Consider the following 16,834-nt stretch of genomic DNA (forward strand, 5'->3'; position numbering starts at 1 on the left):
TTTATTGTATCGGGAACGGATTATCTTAATGCATGTTCTTGGACTTACAGGTTCAATTGGAATGGGAAAATCGACCGCTGCGAAGATGTTTCAACGGTTGAAAGTTCCTGTACATGATGCGGATGCCACAGTTCATCAATTGATGAGTAAAAACGGGGCAGTAGTTAAGGAAATTTCTGACCTTTTTCCTGAAACCGAGACAGCAAACGGAATCGATCGTAAAAAACTCGGTGATGCCGTATTTGGGCAACCGGAAAAATTAAAACAGCTGGAAGCAATTCTACACCCCCTCGTCCGACAAAAGATGCATCGTTTTATCGATCGCTATGCCAGACAGAGAAAAGAGTTGGTGGTTTTGGATATTCCGCTTCTTTTCGAAACTGGTGGCTATAAATTTTGTGACAGTGTTCTTGTTGTTTCCTGTCCCAAATACTTACAGGATCAACGGGTTTTATCGCGCAAGGGAATGACGGTAGAAAAATATCAGGGAATTTTAGATAAGCAGATGCCTGATATGGAGAAAAGGACACGGGCTGATTTTGTGATCAAATCAAATCAAGGGAGAAGGCATTCTTTTCAACAGGTACAACAGATTGTTGAAAAGTTAGGATCGAGTGATAAAAGAGCAAGTGGTACAAAAGGCAGAAGATTTTCCCCACATCTGTCATTGGTCTGCAAACAGTAATATTATACAAACACCATTCTGGGATTTAGATAGTCAATATGCGTGAAATTATTCTGGATACAGAAACAACTGGTTTTAAGCCTGAAGAAGGCCACCGTATTGTTGAGATCGGGTGTCTGGAAGTTTATCAGAACTTGCCGACGGGTAAGTCGCTACAGCTCTATATAAATCCTGAACGTGACATGCCAGAGGGTGCTTTTAAAGTTCACGGTATCAGCGAAGAATTTCTGGCGGATAAACCACTTTTTGCGGATGTGGTTGATGAATTTCTGGAATTTATCGGCGAAGATCCTCTGGTTATCCACAACGCCCCTTTTGATATGAAGTTCCTCAACTCAGAACTCAAATGGGCGGGGCGGCCAAATCTCAAAAACAAACCTATTGATACCGTCGTCATCGCCAGAGAACTTTTCCCGGGATCGCCTGTTAATCTGGATGCTTTGTGTCGCCGATTTGAAATTGATAACTCGTCGCGTACCTATCACGGCGCCTTGCTGGATTGTGAGCTTCTTGCCGAGGTATATCTGGAACTTCGGGGCGGTCGGCAACACGGTTTTGATCTCGGTGCCAAAAAAGCAGTTTCGTCTGGAAATAATAGCGGCCAAAGACAAGGTATAAACCGTACTAAGACAGGCAAAAAAGTACGTGAAGCAAGACCTCATACTGTTCCTGAAGACGAGCTGGCCGCACATAGCGCGATGCTAAAGCTTTTAAGCGATCCAATCTGGAGAAAATAAAAGCAAAAATTTAGCTCATTAAAAAAGGGTAGCCGCAGCCACCCTTTCTTAAACGTATGTCAGAAGGCTTTAAGCGTCTGCTGTTGTTTCGTCTTTTGCCATTTCAGCGTTTGCTTCGGCAGCAGCAGCTTCGCTTTTGCGTTGCATGAACATCTGATGGAAATCAATCGGGTTCATGATCAATGGTGGGAAACCACCGTCTCTTGTAATATCAGCAACGATGTTGCGCGCAAACGGGAAGAGATAACGTGGTGATTCGACCATCAACAATAGCTCAACGATCTGCGCTTCAAGACCTTCGGCAAGGGTAACAACTCCACCGTAATCAAGCTCAATCATGAAAGCAGTCTTGTCGTCAATTGTTGCTGAACCACGTATGTTCAGAACAACTTCGTACGCTGTGTCGGAAAGCTGTGTCGGTGTGACATCAACATTGATTTCCAGCTGAGGTGCCTTTTCTGACATCATTGGGTAGATCATCGGTGAATGTGGATTTTCGAATGATAAATCCTTGATGAACTGCATTTTTATAACCAGCGGCTGTTGCTGGGCGGTTGTTTCTTCAGCCATAAAAAGCTCCCTAAATGTTTGCCTGATTGGCTAGCATGCTTTGAAGGCCTGAACAACCAAGGATTAGGCCAGATACTAAAAATTCATATTCAATTGTGCTCTAGAATGGGGATAAAGTGGCGTGTTATGTGGATATGGTAGTAAGTGATGATTTTGTAATACCCCCAAAATCAGAAGTATTTAGTCTGAGATAGATTTCAACAATCCCCAGATTAATGATCCAGCTTGCCCAAGACAGAGCAATATAGCCTGTATCAAACTCGTATCCGAGGGCGGGAGCAATAGGCAAACCCAATCTAAGGGTTATTGCCGCGGCAGTTAGAGCAAAGGATCTGAGCATCCATTTACTGTGCGCTTGAAACTGTCGACTTCTAGCGCAGAGATATCCTTTCCCGGTTACGTAGAGCCAAACAACTGAGAGCAGAGCCAAACCCGCTACAGCAATGGGGCCATATTCTGAAGACCAAGCAATGATGAACCCGCCGATGCCACCGATGAGAACAGTGATCATATAAATACGACCCGTCCATCGATGTAATTTGGGGATTTTTGTTCTGAGTCCGGTAACAAATTGCCAGGGGCCAATAAGCAACGCAGTTAAACTACCGGTTACATGTGCAAGAAAAACCGTTTTATGGTTGATATAGTTCTCAAGAATTTCCGGGGCGACATGGGGCGGATTTGGTAACAGAAAGCGCAGGGATAAAAGAGATATGGCAGTCGCTGATAGCATGATAAAGAGCCAAACCCCTTTTTTGGCGAAGGATTGCAACGTCATTATTGTACCCAATCTCTATTGATTATTCTGATGGCTTTAATTTTAAGCAGTCCCAAGGAAAGAGCCGCCTGTTTATCTTGGTACCAATTATTTTGAATAGATCTGGATATTATGCCACTGCATATTTATTATAATTAACATGCATAAAATTCATAATGTTAATGTTGATCTGAATTTATTGAAAATTTTTAACGCAATCTATTCGGAAAGGAATATTTCGCGTGCAGCCGATCATCTTGGTTTGTCGCAATCAGCTGTGAGCCATGCACTGCAAAGATTAAGGCACGCACTGGATGATCCTCTTTTTATCCGCTCTAAAAATGGTGTTGATCCAACGGCACGTTCTGACGAGATTGCTGAACCAATTTTTCAGGCTATTTTGCAAATCAACGGTGTTATAACACAACCATCAAGCTTTGATCCCAGGACTTCTGACCGTATTTTTCATTTTGGCCTTCCCGACCATGCGGTTGCCCGCTATGCACCGCTTATTCTTGATCGGTTTTCGAAAGAGGCACCTAATCTGTCTATTAGCTTATATCCACATCCGCTTTCCAAGCTCATTGAAATGATGGAAAATAATAAGTTGGATATGGCTGCAACGGTTTGTCACTCCCCACCCGCCCGTTTCAAAACATTAAAGCTATTCAAAAGCCACCACGTTGTGATTGCAGCAAAAGATCATCCCTTTATTCAGGGACAGCTTAGTTTGGCAGATTATAAAAAGGCTCGGCACTTAGTGTTCTCGAACGATGGGAACAGGCATTCATATTTGGATGACATTCTTTTACCGCTTGCTGTTAAGCGTAATATTGCGGCAACGGTTGCATCAAATATGGCAAGTCCGATTATTGTATCCAACAGTGATTTAATTGCGACGACGACGATGGAGCTGGTACAACCTTTTCTCGAACGCTATGAACTACAGGTTTTTGAGCCACCGTTTTCGGTACGTGATGTGGATATCAAACTTATCTGGCACCAACGCAATGATAGAGACCCGGCTCATCAGTGGATGCGTCAACTTACACAGGACATAACCCGGGATGTTTCCTAAGGGTGGTGGTTACTTTGTCGTTGAGATAGCGCTATCAATCGAGAGGGATTGAAGGTCTATATTAAGGATGGCACCGTTATCTACTTCTTGACCGGTTAAGCCACGAATAAATGCCCAATGACTAACAACCAGTGTTTTTGACCAGTCACTAAATGCGAGCATTTTTTTCTGAAACTCCTGACCTCTCAATTTCACCTGATGTTCCGTTTCATTTAAATCCGGCCACCAGTATTCTGATAGATGTTCAAAGTCCAGATGTGGCCATTCCTGAGATAGCTTTGATGATGGAGATCCAATATCACAGGAAAAAAAGGCGTGTTCGCGGACGAGTGCTTCAATCTGAACAGGTAAGTTTAGAATATCACTGACAATTTCGGCAGTTTGAAGGGTTCTTGTATAGGGGCTTACCAAAATTTTGGTTATATCTTTGTCTTTTAAATGTTGGGCAGCGGCATGGATTTGTGACCGACCTTCATCAGTTAATTCCGGGTCCGGAATGTTCGGATCAATACGTGTTTTTGCATAAGTTACGTTAAACTCGGATTGTCCGTGTCTGAGAAGGTACATTTTTTATCCCGTTTGTTAGGTCCGATGCCTTCTGCATCTGGTAAAAGAGGATTGTGATCACCAGTTGCAAGGGGAGAGAATATACAGAGATTGGAATCTTGAAAACTAAATAGCACGATTTAATCAAATAGTGTGATTGGTGTTGTATTCAGGGTTTTATAAAGCAAAAAGCATTTCAGGGGATATAATTCATGCTTATCAAAACACCTATTTGTGATTTTGGGTGGTCTGCACCTGCTTTTAAATTACCGGATCTTGGCGGTAAGTTAATCAGCCTGGATGACATAAGAGGAACAAATGGCACGTTAATCGCGTTTATCTGTAATCATTGTCCTTATGTAAAAGCAATAATCGGGGATCTCGTGGTTGATGCCAAAAAGTTGCAGGACGTGGGTATTGGTGTCGCGATGATTATGTCCAATGATTATCGGAATTACTCAGATGATTCCCCGGAAAACATGAAGAAATTTAGTAGGGATAACGATTTTAGTTTCCCCTACTTGTTGGATGAAAGTCAGAATGTTGCGCAGGCCTATGATGCGGTGTGTACCCCGGATTTCTTTGGCTTTGACGCCAAAGACGGCTTGCAATATCGGGGTCGTTTGAATGCCTCAACTGCCCAGATAGTTCCAAATGCAAGACCAGAGCTTCTTGAAGCCATGCTCGGTGTTGCCAAACATGGCCAAGGACCCGCAGAGCAGATTGCTTCTATGGGGTGCTCTATCAAATGGCGATAATCGCGATAAGGATAAGGGATTAGTTCAGGCGATCTTTGTCTGTTTCAGTGACGTCTTGATAATCACCATCAATTACAGTGTCGTCATTTTTGTTCCAGGACCCAGCCTTGCCAAAGGGGGATTTTCCGTTGGAATTATCTGAATGTGGGTGGTTGGAAAAACCTTGGTCCCGGAAGTTTTGATTTTGGAAGCCTTGGCTTTGGAATCTTGAATTTTGTAATCCATGAGAGATTCTTTTGCCTAATGTATTTCGAAGTAACTCTCGTACAGGAGGGACAAGAAGGGTAAAGCCAATGCTATCAGTAACAAATCCGGGGGTAAGTAAAAGTGCCCCTGCGGCTAAAAGACATAGTCCATCGAAGAGTTCTTTTGCGGGCACAGCACCCTGATTAAGTTGCTTTTGGGCATTCATTATTGTTGCAATGCCCTGATGACGAAGCATCCCGGTACCGATGACGGCCGTCAAAATAATTAAACCGATCGTGCTCCAAAGGCCGATCTGATCGCCAACTTGAATCAAAACGGCGATTTCCAACAGTGGAATACCGATAAAAAGAATAAGGAAAACAATTCCCATACTTGCTCTTTCTTAAGCACTTGCCTATTTAATCTATATTAAGTGATTATGAATATAGTGATTAATGTCGTTTCTCACTAGTAGCTGATCGATATTTATTGAATCAAATCATACATGGGTAACAACTTGCCTTTTTTCGATATCATTCTTCTTGCTGCAGTAGCAGTTTTCCTCGTCCTCAGACTTCGCAGTACGCTTGGTAAGCGCACAGGCTTTGATGAGAAGCCCGATCACGACCCTTTTCAGGATCGTGCTGAAAACGACAATGTCGTTAATTTACCTAATCGCGAAGATCGACATAGTGACGACTCACAGTTTCTGGATTCTAGCGAAACGCCAAATAAAGAAATCCGTACGGGTTCTTTGCATGGCGGCAAAGTCGCAGTGGATGTTCTGCCATCTGATTCTGCACTGGCCGAAGGGCTTTCTGCTATTCAGATGTCAGATCGGTCTTTTGACCCTGCTGAATTTGTCCAAGGCGCCGGGTCTGCTTTCGAAATGATCATTGGGTCTTTTGCTGACGGAGATACAAAAACTCTTCGTAATCTATTGGATGATGAAGTCTATCACGACTTCAAATCAGCTATTGATGAGCGTGAATCTCTGAAGCAAACGCATGAAACCGTTATGGTTGGTATCAATGATGTGGATATCATTGATGCCGAAATGTCCGGGCGTCATGCTGTTGTTACTGTCAAGTTTGTATCGGAACAGGTTAATGTAACCCGTGATAAAGATGGAAATACTGTTTCTGGAGATCCAAATCACGTTTCCAAGGTCACCGATATCTGGACCTTTACCCGAGATACAAGAAGTAAAGACCCAAATTGGTTACTGGTGGAAACGCGTAGTCCCAATTAAGCTTCTACACAGGTTTAATCTTTGATGACGGGCTATCAGCTTATTTGGTAGCCATGGGGGTGGCTTTGCAGATTTCTTCGTGGTTTGATTCTATTCAGAGACAGCAGATTTTCAGAAGATTATTGCTGATCTCTATACCCGCTGCGGCCATTTCATTATCCAGTTGTGATCAAGCTGCCAAGACCCCTGCCCCCAGCGTAACAATTGAAGAAACCCTGACCCTCAGTCTTGTTGGGTACGAAGCTCTGCCGGGCTGGCATGATGACGAATTGTTCAAAGCTTATCCGGCACTGGAAAGAAGCTGTGTAAGGTATCAAAAGTGGCCGGATACTAAAAAAGTAGGGCCAGAAGGCATTGCTGGCACAGCTGCAGACTGGAAAGCTTTGTGTCACGATCTGCAGCTTTTTATGTCAAATTTGGATAATCACAGTGACTTTGGGGTTTGGCTGCAAGAAAACCTTACGCCTTATCATGTAAAGAATAATGCTGAGCCCGAAGGTCTTTTTACCGGGTATTACGAAGCTGAATTAAACGGATCTTTTACCAAAGACGAGACCTATAAATATCCCCTTTACGATGTGCCATCTGATCTGGTCTCTGTTCGTTTGAGCGATTTTGATAAGGAGCTCAAAGGAACAACCATAGTTGGAAAGGTCAAAGGCAATCGACTGGTGCCTTATCATAACCGCACCGAGATTGATGATGGTGCTCTTGAGAACCAAAATCTAGAAGTGATCTGGTCTGATGATCCTGTGGATGTGTTTTTCCTTCATGTACAGGGATCCGGTTTGGTAAAATTGCCGGATGGTCAGGTTGTCCGTGTAGGATACGCAGGGAACAATGGGCATAAATTCTATGCTATTGGTCGGGCGTTGATTGACGAAAAGATTATCCCTCGTGATCAGATGTCTATGCAGTCCATCAGGACGTGGCTTAGAGAAAACCCTGAAAAAGCCAATGAACTTATGCAGCGGAATAACAGATTTATTTTTTTCCGAAAAATAGAAGGTGATGGACCTATTGGCGCAATGGGTGTTGCGCTGACGCCAGAACGTTCTCTTGCTGTTGATCCCCGTCATATGCCCCTTGGCGTCCCTCTTTGGCTGGATACCACATGGCCTGGCACGCAGAAGCCGTTGCAGAGGTTAATGGTTGCTCAGGATACTGGCAGTGCTATTCGCGGGCCTGTCAGAGGGGATTTCTTTTGGGGACCGGGGGAACCTGCCCTGGCTCAGGCCGGTAAAATGAAGCAAAAGGGGCAATATTACCTGTTGCTACCAAAGACAGTTTTACCAAAAAACATTTCGCCTTAACGATTCTGGGCAGAACAAGTAAGTGGCTAGGGTGAAGCATCTTCTTTTGGACGGAATAACAGAGAAGATCCTTGCAATTTTCAGGTAACTTGATTACCTCCGCATCAGTTGCGCGTAACTGACAGTATAATTGGCGCAAGAAGAGACGGCAAAAAGAGACGTTTGAGTCTCCTCATTATTCCGGTGATACTGCGTGGCCAAAAAAGATAATAATATATCTTCAAAAATGAAGGATTCGGATCTCTGGCGTTCTGTCTCTACGACGGTGAAGCCCTTAGAGAACAGGGATTATTTTGTCTTTGGTCGGGCTTTGCCTCAGCCGAAATTTGACCCGGATCATATAGAAGCCGACATTCCAAATTTGAAAGAGGATCAGCCTTTCAAATCCTATCGCCATGCCCCAACGACCCCGAGGCCAAGTAAGAAGAAACAAAATTCGGGACCTCTGAGCCACGGACAGGTCGAAAATATGGATCGGCGACAGGCTGAGCGTTTTATCAAGGGAAAACTTCCTATAGAGGCCGTGCTGGATCTGCATGGGCAGACACAGACACAGGCGCAAACTTCTTTGGAACGTTTTATCTATGATTGTCGTGCGCGAGATCTGCGGAATGTGATTGTAATCACCGGCAAGGGGTCAGGACCTCAATCACAGGGTGTTTTGAAATCTATGGTGCCCTATTGGCTGAATGAAGAACCAAATCGCAGCGCTATTTTAGCCTTTAGCCATGCCAAACATTACCATGGTGGTAGTGGGGCTTTATATGTTCTCTTGAAAAGGCGGCGAGAAAGTTAGAGACTGCTTGCTCGATACATCGCTGTAATTGCTATATAAAGTTTTTATGACACCCTTTGGACACAAGTTGCGCGAAATTCGCGCAGAACGTAAAATTACTCTCAAGGATATGGCAAAAGGTCTTGGGGTCTCGTCCGCGTATCTGTCGTCCATTGAACACGGGCACCGGGGGCAGCCAAGCCGCCGTTTTGTGCATCGGGTGTGTCAGTATCTCAATATTATCTGGGATGATGCGGAAGAGTTGGAAGAACTGGCGATAAGATCTGACCCGAAGGTATCTGTAAATACCGCAGGATTATCGCCAAAAGCGACTTACTTTGCGAACTGCCTCGCCGAAAAAATATCGGCGCTGGATGACCAACAAATCGAAGTCATGATGAAAGTTATGGGAGAAGAGTTTGATGACAATCTGGACTCTTCTTCTGAATAGTGGGCTTTTAGGTTTAATCTTACCGAGATTTATTTCGGACACTTTCATGTTCAGGGTTTAAAAAGGCGCTTGAAAGCGCCTTTTACTGTGATTAAATCTTTTCAAATTTAAAATAATTGGATGTTATTCTGCGACTTCCCGTTTGGGCAGCTTCCAGTTTGGACGTGGGAAGTGGCAGGTATAACCATTGGGTACATTTTCAAGATAGTCTTGATGCTCGGCCTCTGCTTCCCAGAAATCACCCGCAGATTTTACCTCGGTTACGACCTTGCCAGGCCATAAGCCGCTGGCATCGACATCGGCAATGGTATCTATGGCTATTTGTCGCTGGTCTTCGTTGGTATAATAAATGGCAGAACGATAGGCTGCGCCACGATCATTCCCTTGCTGATTAGGCGTGGAAGGATCATGGATTTGGAAAAAAAATTCCAGAAGCTGTCGATAGGAAATTTGTGCTGGATCATATAAAATTTCAATACCCTCAGCATGGGTGCCGTGATTGCGGTAAGTTGCATTTTCAACATCGCCACCCGTATAGCCGACCCGGGTTTCTTCCACACCGGGAAGCTTTCTGATCAAATCCTGCATGCCCCAAAAACAGCCGCCGGCCAATATGGCTTTTTCAGTCATCTATACGTCCTCTACTTGATCTAGATATTCACCGTAACCTTCTACTTCCATGTCACTTTTTGCAATAAATTTCAGTGAAGCAGAATTAATACAGTACCTCAGGCCGCCTTTGTCAGTCGGCCCGTCTGTGAAAACATGTCCCAAATGACTATCGCCATGTTTGGATCTTACTTCCACGCGCTCCATTCCATGGGTACTATCCCTGAGTTCAGCAACGTGTGTAGGCACAATTGGTTTGGTGAAGCTTGGCCACCCACAGTGACTCTCATATTTGTCTGATGAAGCAAATAGGGGTTCGCCAGAAACGATATCCACATAGATACCAACATCTTTGTTTTCGAGATATTCGCCAGTATAGGGACGCTCCGTCCCATTTTCCTGTGTCACCCTGTATTGTTCGGGGGTCAGCTGTGCAATCGCTTCTTTATTTTTTTTATAGGTCTTCATGCCAACAAGATCCTTTTATCATCATTTCTTATTGGGATATGGGGCGCGTGGGTCGTAAATGCCAAGTGTTCCAGCCATAAACTTTATGTGAAGAGAGAATTATGGAGAACTGTTTGTGAGCTATATGGTTTTCTTTAGTCGATGGTGAAGAAAAATGCAGGTGAAATATTCACCTGCATTTTGTCGTGTCGCTGAATGAGCTACATTACCAATGTTAATTGATCGGTAACGTGGCTCAGTCTTTCTCTTTGCCTTCAGGCTCTTTGTTTTTTGGCCAGATAACAGCTTGTCCACAGATTACATCTTCGCCGTTGAAAGTCAGAGATGGAGACCCATGGAGTTGGTAACCATCTTCCAAAGCCTGAGAGATGCGTTTGCAAAACTTGTCGTCATCTTTACCAGTGATAAAACGATATCCTAGTTTCATCATCTTTCCTTTGTCTCTGGCAATTAGAGAATAAATTTCGACAAATCAGTATCTTTGGCGAGGCCAGATACCTGTTCTGTTACATCATCAGCTGTGATTGTCACGCTTTCGCCACTTCTGTCTGTTGCGGTGAAAGAGATTTCTTCCAACAGTTTTTCAAGCACGGTATGAAGACGGCGGGCACCGATGTTTTCAACAGAGGTATTAATTTCGGCTGCAAGATCCGCAAGGGCATCAATCGCAGAATCTTCAAAGGAAAGTATTAGCTCTTCGGTACCCATCAAGGCAATATACTGCTTAATCAGGCTGTTTTCCGGCTCCATGAGGATACGTTTCATATCGTCACGGCTCAGGGCGTTTAGCTCTACGCGAATAGGCAAACGTCCCTGAAGCTCTGGCAACATGTCCGATGGTTTGGACAGGTGGAATGCACCGGAAGCGATGAAGAGAATATGATCAGTTTTAACGGCACCATGTTTGGTGCTGACGGTTGTTCCCTCGATCAAAGGCAGAAGATCGCGCTGAACCCCTTCCCGGCTGACATCGCCACCGGAACGTTCTGAACGGATGGTGATTTTGTCGATCTCGTCCAGGAATACGATGCCGTTCTGCTCAACATTGCGGATGGCGTCTTGGACAAGGCTTTCTTCATCCAGCAGCTTGTCGCTTTCTTCTGTCATCAGAAGCTCATAAGATTCTTCGACTTTCAGACGGCGCTTCTTGGTTTTTTGACCAAAGCCTTTGCCAAAGATATCACCCAGATTGAGCATCCCCATGCTTGCGCCTGGCATACCGGGAATATCCATGGTTGGCATTTGCATGCCACCATGATCGGTCACCTCAACTTCGATCTCTTTGTCGTTCAGCTGCCCTTCGCGGAGCATTTTCCGGAATTTTTGTCGGGTTTCTTCGCTTGACCCATCGCCAACCAAGGCATCAAGAACGCGGTTTTCTGCATTCTGTTCCGCTTTTGCCTGAACAGATTTACGTTGGCTTTCTTTTGTCAACAGAATGGACGCATCAACAAGATCACGAATGATCTGTTCAACATCGCGGCCTACATAACCAACCTCGGTGAACTTGGTTGCTTCTACTTTCAGGAAAGGCGCATTGGCAAGTTTTGCCAAGCGACGGGCGATTTCGGTTTTACCAACCCCGGTCGGACCGATCATAAGGATGTTTTTTGGAAGAACTTCTTCGCGCATCTCGTCGCTAAGCTGTTGACGTCTCCAGCGATTACGCAGGGCGATGGCAACAGCACGTTTGGCCTCATTTTGGCCAACGATGTAGCGATCTAGTTCTGATACGATTTCACGCGGGCTAAAGGCGCTGGTGTGTTGAGTGTTATTTTCGGTCATTATTTGGCGTCCATACTTTCGACGATCAAATTAGAATTAGTGAAAACGCAGATATCAGCGGCGATACCAAGGGATTTTCTAGCAATTTCTTCTGCTTCCATACCATCGATATCAATAAGCGCCTTTGCTGCAGACAGGGCGAACGACCCGCCGGACCCAATGCCCATTAGACCATCTTCTGGTTCCAGAACATCGCCGTTACCCGTTAAAATCAAAGACGTTGTGGAATCAGCAACAACCATCATTGCCTCAAGTCTGCGTAGATAGCGATCGGTCCGCCAATCCTTTGCCATTTCAACACAAGCACGTGTCAGTTGGCTTGGATAGCTTTCCAGCTTAGCTTCCAGACGTTCAAAAAGAGTGAATGCATCGGCAGTCGCCCCGGCAAAGCCAGCGATAACATCGCCTTTGCCCAGTCGACGCACTTTACGTGCATTTGCTTTGATAACGGTGTTGCCCAGGCTCACTTGGCCATCGCCGGCTATAACAACCTTGTTACCTTTGCGGACAGACAAGATGGTCGTGCCGCGCCATTTAATTGGATCGTGTTCAGACATTGTTTTGAAATGGTCCATTCACTGCTTCACGTCAAGGGATGATCATACGAGAAAAGTATGTTTATGCTGAGAAAGAGGGAAATTAATGTACTTTTTCAGCAACCTGTTTTCGTAATCTTCTTCTGATCATTAGGTAATACAAGCTAAGACAGGGGATGACAACCACAGCAAAAGGTCATTTCTTTAATCTATTTAAGAATGTTTTTGGTCAAAAATGGATCTCTGATGTTTTAATCTGTGTGATGGAATAAATCTCTCTGGTATCGAGGGGGCTGACCTGCTACAAAAGCCGCGGCTTTACTAGAGAAAAAGCTGTTTAGTCGTCTATACAATTTAGGACAGTTTAGACAATTTTCGGATAGACTTCTGGGTCAATGCATCCGATCAGTCATTGGGAAGGATACCCCGTGCGGCAAGCAAGTATCGAGCGTAACACCAACGAAACGCAAATTACGACAACCATTAATCTGGATGGTTCCGGTAAATATGATGTGGAAACAGGTGTTGGATTTCTTGATCATATGATCGAACAGCTTTCTCGACATTCCTTGATGGATATAACGTTGCGTGCCAAGGGTGACTTGCACATTGACTTTCACCATACCGCCGAAGATGTGGGTATTGCGTTGGGACAGGCCTTTAAACAGGCTTTGGGTGATCGCAAGGGCATTCGTCGGTATGGTTCCTGTCTTTTACCCATGGATGAAGCTTTGAGCAGGGTCGCACTGGACCTGTCCAATCGTCCCTATCTGGTTTGGAACGTGACTTTTGATCGCGATAAAATTGGCGATATGGATACTGAACTCTTCCGAGAGTGGTTTCAGGCCTTTGCCTTTAATGCGGGAATGACGTTGCACGTGGATCAGATTCATGGCTTTAACAATCACCATATTGTCGAATCCTGTTTCAAAGCTTTAGCGCGATCCATTCGTGAAGCGATCGAGATTGATCCCCGCAAAGCAGATGAAGTTCCCTCAACCAAAGGTGTGCTCTGATCAATCTGAGTTGATAGCAAACTTTTCAACGTAAACGTGATGAGGCATTGAAAATGACGCTCGCGATCATTGACTATGGATCTGGAAATTTACGCTCGGCCGCAAAGGCTTTTGAGCGTGCTGCTGCTGAAACTGGCCTAGGGACCTCTGTTGTAGTGACGAGTGATCCGGAACAGGTACGAAAAGCAGATCGTATTGTATTACCTGGTGTTGGGGCTTTTGCTGATTGTTGGCGCGGTTTAAACGCTGCTGAAGGTATGGTTGATGTTCTTCAGGAACAGGTAATTCAAGGTGGTAAACCCTTCATGGGGGTTTGTGTGGGCATGCAGCTTATGGCGTCTGTTGGACGTGAATACAGAGACTGCGAAGGTCTGGGCTGGATCCCTGGCGAAGTTATAAAAATGGATCCGGAAGACCAAAGTCTGAAGATCCCACATATGGGGTGGAATGAGCTGAGTGTCCTGCAGAAAACCCCTGTTTTGAACGGACTTGAAAACGGGACGCATATTTACTTTGTCCACAGCTATCACTATATCCCTGAAAATCGGGATCATATCCTTGCCGAAGTTGAGTATGGTCACAAGGTCGTTGCTGTTATCGGACGCGATAATTTGATTGGTACTCAATTTCACCCTGAAAAATCTCAAGCTGCTGGTTTGAGTCTATTTGCCAATTTCCTGAAGTGGAAACCATGAACGCAACGCCTACTATGCCAGATCGTGCCCCTACAGTTGGGGTGAACGAACTAACAGAATTTCGCGGACCGGATCTCTATGATCTTTGCGACGCGACCGAAGCTGCTATTGAAGATGGTGGTGGCTTTGGATGGCTGCGGGTTCCCGAACGCGATACACTGGAAAATCATTGGCGTGGGGCACTTCTTGTGCCTGATCGGCAGATTTTTGTGGCGCGGCTTGATGGCACTATTTGTGGATCAGCTCAACTGCACTGCAAGCCCCGAAACAACGAAGCACAGGCCCATTCCGGTCAGTTGTCTTCCTTCTTTTTGGCACCTTGGGCACGTGGTCACGGGCTGGCGGCCCGGATGGTCAAGGCGGTTGAACTTGCGGCGAAAGAACGCCAATTAAGTGTTCTCAACCTCGATGTACGTGAAACACAGAAACAGGCTATTCGTGTATATGAGCAACTGGGTTTCACACGTTGGGGCACGCAACACAGCTATGCCAAGGTTGATGGCCAGTGGGTCGCTGGGCACTACTACAGCAAGCTTTTGAATAACTCCTGAGGATAGAAGACCATGATCGTATTTCCGGCAATTGATCTGAAGGATGGGGCAGCCGTTCGCCTGTTGAAAGGTGAAATGGATACGGCGACCGTTTTTAATACTAATCCTGCGGCGCAAGCAAAAGAGTTTGAAGACGCTGGATTTGAATTTCTGCATATGGTTGATTTGAACGGCGCCTTTGAAGGCCGTCCAGTGAATCGTGCTGCCGTTGAAAATATTGTAAAGACAGTTTCCATGCCAACACAGCTTGGTGGTGGCATTCGCGATATCAAGACCATCGAACAGTGGCTGGATGCTGGGGTTACACGTGTTATTTTGGGAACAGTGGCTGTTAAAAACCCAGAACTGGTTATGGAAGCCTGTAAAAAATTTCCGGGTAAAATCGTTGTCGGGATTGATGCCCGGGGTGGCATGGTTGCGACCGAGGGCTGGGCAGAAACTAGTGATCTAAAAGCAACAGATCTGGCCCGTAAGTTTGAAGATGCTGGTGTCAGTGCAATCGTTTATACTGACATCGATCGCGACGGCCTGCTGCAGGGGTGTAATGTTGATTCTACGGCCAACTTGGCGCGGGCGATTTCTATTCCTGTGATTGCATCTGGTGGCGTTGCTTCGGTTGAGGATATAAAACAGTTGAAGATGGTTGAAGATGCGGGGATTGAAGGGGTGATTTGCGGTCGGTCCATTTATGATGGTCGTATTGATGCGAAAGAAGCACTTTCTATTGCTTCTGGTGTTATTGAAGCGAAATAGTGTGGTTTGAAGACATAATCAAACTGTCATTTGTAATCGGCAGTAAACCGCTTGATATTACAGTTGATATACGGGGTGAAAACCTCAGAAGTTCCGGAGAGTTAAATGCTTAAGGCAAGAATAATTCCCTGTCTTGATGTGAAAGACGGACGCGTTGTAAAGGGCGTGAATTTTGTTGGATTGCGTGACGCTGGTGATCCGGTTGAACAGGCACGCCTTTATGACAAAGCCGGCGCTGATGAGCTTTGTTTTCTGGATATTACCGCAAGTCATGAAAAGCGGGACATTATGCTGGATGTGGTTTCGCAAACGGCTGAAGAGTGCTTTATGCCCTTGACCGTTGGCGGTGGCATTCGAACACTCGAAGACATCAGAAGTCTGTTACTTGCAGGGGCAGATAAGGTTTCCATTAACACAACCGCTGTTACCAATCCTGAATTTGTCAAAGAAGCCAGTGAAAAGTTTGGCTCTCAGTGCATTGTTGTTGCAATTGATGCAAAACAGGTTGCGCCGGGTAAGTATGAAATTTTCACGCATGGCGGACGCGAGGAAACAGGTCTGGATGCGGTTGAATGGGCGCAAAAGATGGAACGGTATGGTGCCGGCGAGTTGCTTCTCACCTCTATGGACCGTGACGGTACCAAGCAGGGATACAATTTACCGCTAACCCGGGCGATTGCTGATGCTGTGCGTATCCCTGTGATTGCTTCTGGTGGTGTTGGAAACCTTGATCATTTGGTTGATGGGGTTAAAGAAGGTCATGCAACAGCAGTTCTCGCGGCATCGATCTTCCACTTTGGTACCTACAGTATTGCAGAAGCGAAAGAGCATATGGCACAGGCAGGTGTCCCTGTTAGAGCTGTCTAGACAAATATTGGATCAGACAAATGGCGAAAAAGAAACTCTCGGCAGATATTCTAGATGAACTCCACCACGTTATAGTCAGTCGTAAAGATGATAATCCGGATGAATCACATACGGCACGCCTCTTTTCAAAGGGCGTGAACAAAATTGCCCAGAAGGTTGGTGAAGAAGCTGTTGAAACCGTTATTGAAGCCGTGGGTGGGTCAAAAGAAGAGCTTGCGGCTGAATCAGCTGATTTGCTTTACCATCTTTTAGTTCTTTGGGAAGCGAGAGGCGTAAAACCATGCGATGTCTGGGAAGCACTGGAAGGCCGTAAGGGTATTTCCGGTATTGCCGAGAAAGCGTCTCGTATAAAATACTGATCTTATGGTGTAGCTGGATCTACAGGTAACCTTGACGGATCATTTAGGCTGCTGTTTTATATAGTGCTCGGACTTAAAAGGAATAAT

General features: G+C 45.3%; 23 protein-coding genes. 14 read left to right on the plus strand and 9 right to left on the minus strand.

The genetic code is table 11. The features are described 5' to 3' along the window. Nucleotides 1–28 precede the first annotated feature (28 nt). A complete protein-coding gene (gene coaE / locus ACN0W5_RS00475; RefSeq protein ID WP_417452327.1) occupies nucleotides 29–685 on the plus strand; it encodes a dephospho-CoA kinase in 657 nt (218 codons plus the stop codon). A 38-nt stretch (nucleotides 686–723) separates the two neighbouring features. Next, nucleotides 724–1,422, plus strand: coding sequence for a DNA polymerase III subunit epsilon (dnaQ, locus tag ACN0W5_RS00480; RefSeq protein WP_417452328.1), 699 nt, complete (start codon nucleotides 724–726; stop codon nucleotides 1,420–1,422). Nucleotides 1,423–1,491: 69 nt separating this feature from the next. On the opposite strand, the gene secB is transcribed toward dnaQ, so the two are convergent. Both secB and ACN0W5_RS00490 read right to left on the minus strand, forming a co-directional pair. Further along, nucleotides 1,492–1,992 (minus strand): protein-export chaperone SecB, encoded by a 501-nt coding sequence (gene secB / locus ACN0W5_RS00485; protein ID WP_417452329.1) that lies wholly within the window; start codon nucleotides 1,990–1,992, stop codon nucleotides 1,492–1,494. A 124-nt stretch (nucleotides 1,993–2,116) separates the two neighbouring features. Next, nucleotides 2,117–2,770 carry a DUF2306 domain-containing protein gene (locus ACN0W5_RS00490; RefSeq protein ID WP_417452330.1) on the minus strand — a complete coding sequence of 218 codons (654 nt, stop codon included), beginning with the start codon at nucleotides 2,768–2,770 and terminating at the stop codon, nucleotides 2,117–2,119. Nucleotides 2,771–2,948: 178 nt separating this feature from the next. On the opposite strand from ACN0W5_RS00490, the gene ACN0W5_RS00495 reads away from it, so the two are divergent. Next, on the plus strand, nucleotides 2,949–3,827 hold the full coding sequence (locus tag ACN0W5_RS00495; RefSeq protein WP_417452331.1) for a LysR family transcriptional regulator: 879 nt from the start codon (nucleotides 2,949–2,951) through the stop codon (nucleotides 3,825–3,827). Between the two features lie 9 nt (nucleotides 3,828–3,836). Here ACN0W5_RS00495 and ACN0W5_RS00500 read toward each other — a convergent pair whose 3' ends face one another. Then, nucleotides 3,837–4,394, minus strand: a complete 558-nt coding sequence (locus tag ACN0W5_RS00500) for a histidine phosphatase family protein (RefSeq protein ID WP_417452332.1) — start codon at nucleotides 4,392–4,394, stop codon at nucleotides 3,837–3,839. Between the two features lie 191 nt (nucleotides 4,395–4,585). On the opposite strand from ACN0W5_RS00500, the gene ACN0W5_RS00505 reads away from it, so the two are divergent. After that, nucleotides 4,586–5,131, plus strand: coding sequence for a thioredoxin family protein (locus ACN0W5_RS00505; RefSeq protein ID WP_417452333.1), 546 nt, complete (start codon nucleotides 4,586–4,588; stop codon nucleotides 5,129–5,131). A gap of 19 nt (nucleotides 5,132–5,150) precedes the next feature. Here ACN0W5_RS00505 and ACN0W5_RS00510 read toward each other — a convergent pair whose 3' ends face one another. Then, a complete protein-coding gene (locus ACN0W5_RS00510; protein ID WP_417452334.1) occupies nucleotides 5,151–5,708 on the minus strand; it encodes an FxsA family protein in 558 nt (185 codons plus the stop codon). A 126-nt stretch (nucleotides 5,709–5,834) separates the two neighbouring features. Between ACN0W5_RS00510 and ACN0W5_RS00515 the strand changes: the two genes are divergently transcribed. The 4 genes from ACN0W5_RS00515 (at nucleotide 5,835) to ACN0W5_RS00530 (ending at nucleotide 9,108) form a co-directional block, all read left to right on the plus strand. Next, the gene (locus tag ACN0W5_RS00515) at nucleotides 5,835–6,569 is read left to right on the plus strand and encodes a Tim44/TimA family putative adaptor protein (protein WP_417452335.1); all 735 of its coding nucleotides are present in this window, start codon (nucleotides 5,835–5,837) and stop codon (nucleotides 6,567–6,569) included. 65 nt (nucleotides 6,570–6,634) lie between these two features. Beyond that, nucleotides 6,635–7,882, plus strand: coding sequence for a murein transglycosylase A (locus ACN0W5_RS00520; RefSeq protein ID WP_417452336.1), 1,248 nt, complete (start codon nucleotides 6,635–6,637; stop codon nucleotides 7,880–7,882). A gap of 193 nt (nucleotides 7,883–8,075) precedes the next feature. Then, nucleotides 8,076–8,678, plus strand: coding sequence for a Smr/MutS family protein (locus ACN0W5_RS00525; protein ID WP_417452337.1), 603 nt, complete (start codon nucleotides 8,076–8,078; stop codon nucleotides 8,676–8,678). A 46-nt stretch (nucleotides 8,679–8,724) separates the two neighbouring features. Next, nucleotides 8,725–9,108 carry a helix-turn-helix domain-containing protein gene (locus tag ACN0W5_RS00530; RefSeq protein WP_417452338.1) on the plus strand — a complete coding sequence of 128 codons (384 nt, stop codon included), beginning with the start codon at nucleotides 8,725–8,727 and terminating at the stop codon, nucleotides 9,106–9,108. A gap of 123 nt (nucleotides 9,109–9,231) precedes the next feature. On the opposite strand, the gene msrA is transcribed toward ACN0W5_RS00530, so the two are convergent. The 5 genes from msrA to hslV all read right to left on the minus strand — a co-directional run bounded on the left by msrA (nucleotide 9,232) and on the right by hslV (nucleotide 12,545). After that, nucleotides 9,232–9,738 carry a peptide-methionine (S)-S-oxide reductase MsrA gene (gene msrA, locus ACN0W5_RS00535; protein WP_417452339.1) on the minus strand — a complete coding sequence of 169 codons (507 nt, stop codon included), beginning with the start codon at nucleotides 9,736–9,738 and terminating at the stop codon, nucleotides 9,232–9,234. After that, nucleotides 9,739–10,185, minus strand: coding sequence for a peptide-methionine (R)-S-oxide reductase MsrB (gene msrB, locus ACN0W5_RS00540; protein WP_417452340.1), 447 nt, complete (start codon nucleotides 10,183–10,185; stop codon nucleotides 9,739–9,741). A 235-nt stretch (nucleotides 10,186–10,420) separates the two neighbouring features. After that, on the minus strand, nucleotides 10,421–10,615 hold the full coding sequence (locus ACN0W5_RS00545; protein WP_417452341.1) for a DUF1737 domain-containing protein: 195 nt from the start codon (nucleotides 10,613–10,615) through the stop codon (nucleotides 10,421–10,423). Nucleotides 10,616–10,635: 20 nt separating this feature from the next. Next, nucleotides 10,636–11,970 (minus strand): ATP-dependent protease ATPase subunit HslU, encoded by a 1,335-nt coding sequence (gene hslU / locus ACN0W5_RS00550; protein WP_417452342.1) that lies wholly within the window; start codon nucleotides 11,968–11,970, stop codon nucleotides 10,636–10,638. Further along, complete coding sequence (gene hslV, locus ACN0W5_RS00555; RefSeq protein ID WP_417452343.1) at nucleotides 11,970–12,545, minus strand: ATP-dependent protease subunit HslV; 576 nt, start codon at nucleotides 12,543–12,545, stop codon at nucleotides 11,970–11,972. The genes hslU and hslV overlap by 1 nt, the downstream gene beginning before the upstream one ends. A 389-nt stretch (nucleotides 12,546–12,934) precedes the next feature. Between hslV and hisB the strand changes: the two genes are divergently transcribed. From hisB to ACN0W5_RS00585, 6 genes are all read left to right on the plus strand, one after another. Continuing rightward, the gene (hisB, locus tag ACN0W5_RS00560; RefSeq protein WP_417452344.1) at nucleotides 12,935–13,522 is read left to right on the plus strand and encodes an imidazoleglycerol-phosphate dehydratase HisB; all 588 of its coding nucleotides are present in this window, start codon (nucleotides 12,935–12,937) and stop codon (nucleotides 13,520–13,522) included. A 53-nt stretch (nucleotides 13,523–13,575) separates the two neighbouring features. Next, nucleotides 13,576–14,217, plus strand: coding sequence for an imidazole glycerol phosphate synthase subunit HisH (gene hisH / locus ACN0W5_RS00565; RefSeq protein ID WP_417452345.1), 642 nt, complete (start codon nucleotides 13,576–13,578; stop codon nucleotides 14,215–14,217). Further along, nucleotides 14,214–14,768 carry a GNAT family N-acetyltransferase gene (locus ACN0W5_RS00570; RefSeq protein WP_417452346.1) on the plus strand — a complete coding sequence of 185 codons (555 nt, stop codon included), beginning with the start codon at nucleotides 14,214–14,216 and terminating at the stop codon, nucleotides 14,766–14,768. The genes hisH and ACN0W5_RS00570 overlap by 4 nt, the downstream gene beginning before the upstream one ends. Nucleotides 14,769–14,780: 12 nt before the next feature. After that, entirely contained in the window at nucleotides 14,781–15,521 is a 741-nt protein-coding gene (gene hisA, locus ACN0W5_RS00575; protein WP_417452347.1) for a 1-(5-phosphoribosyl)-5-[(5-phosphoribosylamino)methylideneamino]imidazole-4-carboxamide isomerase, read from the plus strand. 105 nt (nucleotides 15,522–15,626) lie between these two features. After that, nucleotides 15,627–16,388 carry an imidazole glycerol phosphate synthase subunit HisF gene (hisF, locus tag ACN0W5_RS00580; RefSeq protein WP_299377750.1) on the plus strand — a complete coding sequence of 254 codons (762 nt, stop codon included), beginning with the start codon at nucleotides 15,627–15,629 and terminating at the stop codon, nucleotides 16,386–16,388. 20 nt (nucleotides 16,389–16,408) lie between these two features. Beyond that, on the plus strand, nucleotides 16,409–16,747 hold the full coding sequence (locus tag ACN0W5_RS00585; protein WP_417431365.1) for a phosphoribosyl-ATP diphosphatase: 339 nt from the start codon (nucleotides 16,409–16,411) through the stop codon (nucleotides 16,745–16,747). Nucleotides 16,748–16,834: the final 87 nt, after the last annotated feature.

It is taken from the genome of Kiloniella sp., from assembly GCF_048270245.1.
GTDB lineage: Bacteria > Pseudomonadota > Alphaproteobacteria > Kiloniellales > Kiloniellaceae > Kiloniella.